The 5157-nt window shown below is 65.0% G+C and carries 3 protein-coding genes; all 3 read left to right on the forward strand.

The window, feature by feature from the left end; genetic code table 11:
* Nucleotides 1-451: 451 nt before the first annotated feature.
* Genes H483_RS37090 through H483_RS0120250 form a run of 3 tightly spaced genes read left to right on the forward strand, consistent with a single transcriptional unit; the run spans nt 452 to nt 5102 of the window.
* Nucleotides 452-1912, forward strand: coding sequence for an SCO6880 family protein (locus tag H483_RS37090; RefSeq protein WP_017838463.1), 1461 nt, complete (start codon nt 452-454; stop codon nt 1910-1912).
* Nucleotides 1902-3512 (forward strand): hypothetical protein, encoded by a 1611-nt coding sequence (locus H483_RS37095; protein WP_052308397.1) that lies wholly within the window; start codon nt 1902-1904, stop codon nt 3510-3512. The genes H483_RS37090 and H483_RS37095 overlap by 11 nt, the downstream gene beginning before the upstream one ends.
* A 3-nt stretch (nt 3513-3515) precedes the next feature.
* Nucleotides 3516-5102 (forward strand): peptidoglycan DD-metalloendopeptidase family protein, encoded by a 1587-nt coding sequence (locus tag H483_RS0120250; RefSeq protein ID WP_017838465.1) that lies wholly within the window; start codon nt 3516-3518, stop codon nt 5100-5102.
* Nucleotides 5103-5157: the final 55 nt, after the last annotated feature.

The following is a 5157-nucleotide window of genomic DNA, read 5'->3' on the forward strand; positions in this document are numbered from 1 at the left end:
GTGGCGGAGGAGGCGGCTTTGTCGGCGGACCCGGTGGTTTCGGCGGCGGTGGTGTTGGCGGTGGAGCTGGCGGCGGCGGTGGCCGCTCAGCGGGCGGCCCCGGCGGCGGTAGTGGCCGCCGCGCCTCGGCGCACCAGCCGGCCGCCCGACGGTCACCAACCGCGCAGCCGCGCGCGACTGGCCCCGGACAGAAGGCCACGAGCGGAGGCCAGACAGGCGGCCGCAAGGCGGGCGGCGAGAAGCCCGAACAGCCGGCGCAGGCAGGCCAAGGGGGCGCGGGTAAGCGCAGCGTGCCCGGTGCCGACTCGGCGGCCGACACCGCCCGTCAGTCCAGGACCACCGAGGCCACACAGCAGCGTCAGCGGCTAGGCGAGGACTGGTCGATGTACCGGAAGGAGCCGGTTCGACCCACCGGAGGCCACAACATCACCGGCACTAGGAGGAACGGACGATGAGCAGCCCCGGCGTGTACGGCAACCTCACAGAGCGACAGCGAACGGGCTTCTTCTTTGGTCTCGGGCCGGTGGCGTCCCTGCTCGCGCTGGTGTTGCTCGCCGCGGTCATCACCATTGGTTCAATCCTCAATGCTTTCCCACTGGCGATAGCCGTCGGTCTCGCTGGTGCCGTCGCGCTGTTTCTCACGCGGGCGACTCCGAACCGGGAATCGCTTTCTACGCAGATGAAAGACCGGATCATGTTCACTTACCTCCGCGCGCGGAAGCGCAACGTCTACCGGCCAGGAACTCTCCGCACGTTCCAGCCCCCGGGGATGCTAGCCAGCGTCAAACTTGTTGACCTGCCGGTCCCCGGCGACCGCACTTACGCCGCAATTGCCAACCCGGCACAGAAGACATTGACGGTGGTGTTCTCGGTGTCCTCCAAGGGGGATGAGGCGGTGTCGCAATCGACCATCGACACCTATGTCAACTCATGGGGAATCTTCCTGCGCGATATGGGTCAGATCGCGGACTGTGAGGCCGCGCAGGCGGTCACCGAGACTTACCCTGATCCCGGCGTGTCCGGGCAGGTTCACCTCGAACGCACCGAGGACCCGAACGCTCCGTGGCTCGCGCGCGACATCATCAACCAGGCCGCGCAAGAGTTGCCACAGGGGCGGCTCGCAATGCGGCACCGGCTCGCCGTGGTGTTCGCGCAGCGCGGCCGCGACTGGGACACCTGCGCCGGCGAGGTCGCCAAGCAGATTCGGACCTTGTTGCCGGGGTTGGAGTCCGCGGGGCTGACCCCGCGACTGATGGGCCACGATCAGATCGCGGAGTTCGTGCGCCGGGCCTACAGCCCCACCGATGCGCTACAACTTGACCTCGCCAGCGCCGAGGACGATCAGCGCGCGAGCCTCGATTTCTCTGAGGTCGGACCCACCAGTGCCGAAGAGCAGCCACGCGGATTCATCCACGACGAGTTCGTGTCTACCAACTACACAGCGTTCCGCTTTCCCACCGATGGCTTTATCGAGCAAGTGCTACGCCCTGTTCTAGAGGGCAATTTCGATCTTCCGCTCAAGCGAGTGTGCATGACCTACCGACCGTATGAGCGTGGTGAAGCGCGAGCGCGAGTTGATGCCGACCACCGGGACGCCGTACGCGCCGCCCGACGTACAAAGCGCGGCCAGGAGGACCCTGCCGATCAGGTCCGGCTCGCGGCGGTCGAGCAATCCCGGTCAGAGATTCAGGCCGGCCACGGCTACGTGCGTACCGGAATCATCGTCACCGTCACCGTGCCGTTGGACTCGGACCAGGACGCCACCGACATTCTCATCGGCGGCATGGGCCGTGCCGCGTCGCTGCACATGCGGCCGACCACTTACCACCACAGCGCCACGTTCGCGAGCGGCCTCGGACTCGGGGTGCTTCTCGAGCGCGGCGGAGATGGAGTGCTGTCCAATGCCCTCTAAGCAGATGACTCCCGACGAGCTGGAGCAAGCCCGCGCGATTCTGGAACAGCGCGCCGAGTCGAAGGTGCCTATCTGGTCGTCGCTCTGGAAGCGGCGCCTGGTTGCGCTCAACGCGATCGAGGACACCAAGACCCTCGGCGGGGACTCCCAGGTCTATTCGCACGGGCGGCCCATCATCGGCGGCGGGCAGTGCCTGTCTGACACTCGACTCCCGGAGATTCAGGGCACAACCAAGCAGGTGCAGGGTTTGTGGCCGTGGTCTGTGGGTGGTGGATCACCGCAGCTCGGCGGGCCGATTGGTCAGCACTACCTTCATGGGCGGCCGTTCTACTTCGACGCGCTCGACTGGTTCCGCGCAAACCTTATGTCGGCGCCGACTCAAATCGTTCTCGGCCTCAACGGCTACGGGAAGTCCTCGCTGGTGCGCCGCATGGCGACCTACGCCGTCAGCCGCGGGCGGCGCGTCATTTTCATGTCTGACTGCAAGCCGGACTATCGAGCGCTAACCCTTAAGTTCGACGGGCAGGTTATTTCGGCCGGTTACGGCCGGTCGACTATCAATCTGCTCGATCCCGGATCGCTTGGTGAAGCCCTCGCCCGTATTGCCCACCTGCCGGAGCCACACGCGGTGCTGTCCGAGGAAATCAAGCGGCGCACCCTGCTCAATCTGACCATTGTCATCGAGCTTCTGCGCCGCGACAGCGTGCGCGATTTTGAGTCTTCACTCCTATCCGCGGCGCTCGACCTGCTCGCCTCCCAGGACCGGGACGAACCACCGATCATTGCTGATCTGCTCGCCGTGATCGAGGCCGGCGGCCACGGCCTCATGGACGCGGTGAGCGTCACCAATGACGAGGACTATCAGGCTGAGACCCGCGACGTTCGGCGCAGCCTGAAAGCAATCATCGACGGCCCTATGGGAAGCCTGTTTAACGGCCAGACCACCGACCCGATCAATCTCGATGCCCCCTGCATTGACATCGACGTTTCGGCCGTTCCCGCGAACAACGCCGTGCTTCGCGCGGCAGTCATGCTCATCTCCTGGCAGAACGCCTTCGCGGCCATTGAGGGACACCATGTGCTCTCCGACAACGGGATTCACGACAAGGTTGTATTTGACCTCATCGGAGATGAGCTGTGGCAGCTCTTGGAGGCCAGCCCGGAGCACGCCGTGTCATATATCGACCGGGTAACTCGAACCAACCGCTCTACCGGTGTTGTGTTGACTCTGATTACGCACAGTGTCAGGGATTTCAAGAGAGTGGCTGGCGGAGACTCGAACCAAGGTCGCGCTACAGGGTTCATCGAGCGTTGTCGGGCGAAGTTCATCGGCCCAGTCACTCAGAACGAAATCGAGGAAATGCGGGGCATCATCAACTTCACCGAGACTGAGGAAGCGCTGCTACAAGAGTGGTCGGAGACGCCGCTACCCGGTGAAGAGTTCGTGTCCGGTGACACGCAGAATCTATCGGGACTGGGGTGTTTCATCCTGAAGACCTCCGAGTCTGATTCCGCACCCGGTATCCCGTTCCGCGTGCATCTGCCCGAGTCTGAAATGGACACCGGGATTCATGACACGAGCGCTCGTCTCAAGAAGTAATTGATGATCGCAGCTACCGGATTCATTGTCCGGCACCGAAAGAAGATCGTAGCGATTCTGGTCGTACTGGCACTGTTCCTGATCCTGTGGCTGGATAGCGAGGACCCGTGCCTGCCGGGGTCCGGCAGCCGGGGCGGCGGCGGACCCACGACCTCCGAGGGGCTGGCCTACCCGGTTAGTGAGGATGCGCCGGTCACCTCAGGGTTCGGTCCCCGGTGGGGAGCCAACCATAACGGGATCGACTTCGCGCCTCCACACGGTGCCCCCATCTACGCGTTCGCCGACGGAGTTGTGATCGCCGCGGCGGACTCCGGCGTACAGGGCTTTGGTGGCTGGATCGTGCTTCTGCACGAGATAGACGGCGCGGAGATGAGCACCGTCTATGGTCACATGGAGCCGGGCGGGGTGCTGGTGTCTGAGGGTGACACTGTTGCCGCCGGGGACCACATCGCTCGTGTTGGCAACGCTGGTCAGTCCACCGGCCCGCACCTGCACTTTGAGGTCCACGAGGGGAACCGCCTCTCGGGCGGTACACCCCTCGACCCTGCGCCGTGGGTCGAACGTGCCCTTAGTGGCGCCGGCACCGGCGACAGTGGGCAACCGAGGGCGCCCGCGCCAGGGACCGTCGAGGACGGCACCGACACCAGCGGAGCGGACGCACAAACGATTCGTGACCTCCGCGCGTCGCAGATCATCGACGTTGGTCAGCAGCGCGGCGAGGACGAAATAGTCATCGTGTCGGCAATCGCGGCCGGGCTGGTCGAGAGCGACTTGCACAACCTCGCCTCCGAGGCAGTGCCCGAGTCGAAGAACTACCCCAACGACGGTGTTGCACCCGGTGACTACGACAGTGTGAACCTCTTTCAGCAACGCGCCTCCGTCTGGGCTGACCAGGCCGGCGGCATCGAAGGTTTGATGGACCCGGCGCAGCAGATCAACTGGTACTACGACACCGCCGCAGGAGTGCCTCACGAGTCGGTTGGGCAGATCGCCGCCGACGTAGAGCGTCCGGCAGCCCAGTACCGCGGCAAGTACGCGCAGCGTGAAACCGAAGCCGTCGAGTACTACGAGCGCCTGTCGGGCAATGCGGCAGGCAGCCTCGCCGCTGGGGCGGACGCTTGCGCTCCTGGCGGCGGCGACCTTGGGGACGTTCCAGTGGACGGGGACCTGGGGCGCCGCATCCTGGCGGCAGCTCGCACCGGATTCGGCCTGCCCTACGTGTGGGGCGGCGGAAACACCCAGGGGCCGACCGGGGGCGGCTACGACTGCTCAGGGCTGACCCAGTACGCCGTCTACACGGCAACAGCCGGTCAGATCGAGCTACCCCGGACAGCGGACACCCAAGGACGCGATAGCCAGCTCACTGAGGTTGCGTGGGACGACGCCCAGCCCGGCGACCTGTTGTTCTACGGCACCGGGGAGTTCCACCACGTGTCGATCTATTCCGGTGTCAAGGACGGTAAGGACATGCAGTACGAAGCTCAGACGTTCGGTGTTCCCGTGGGAGAGTACGAGCTGTGGGAGCAGCCGGCCAAGGTGATGCGCGTCGTACTGGACGAGCAGAAGCAGGAGACGGGCAATGCAGAGTAATCGCAGGCGCGGCGTGGCCGCCGCGATGGTCCTCGCGCTCGCGCTGACAGCCGCG

This window comes from Dietzia sp. UCD-THP (assembly GCF_000349585.1).
Lineage (GTDB): Bacteria > Actinomycetota > Actinomycetes > Mycobacteriales > Mycobacteriaceae > Dietzia > Dietzia natronolimnaea_A.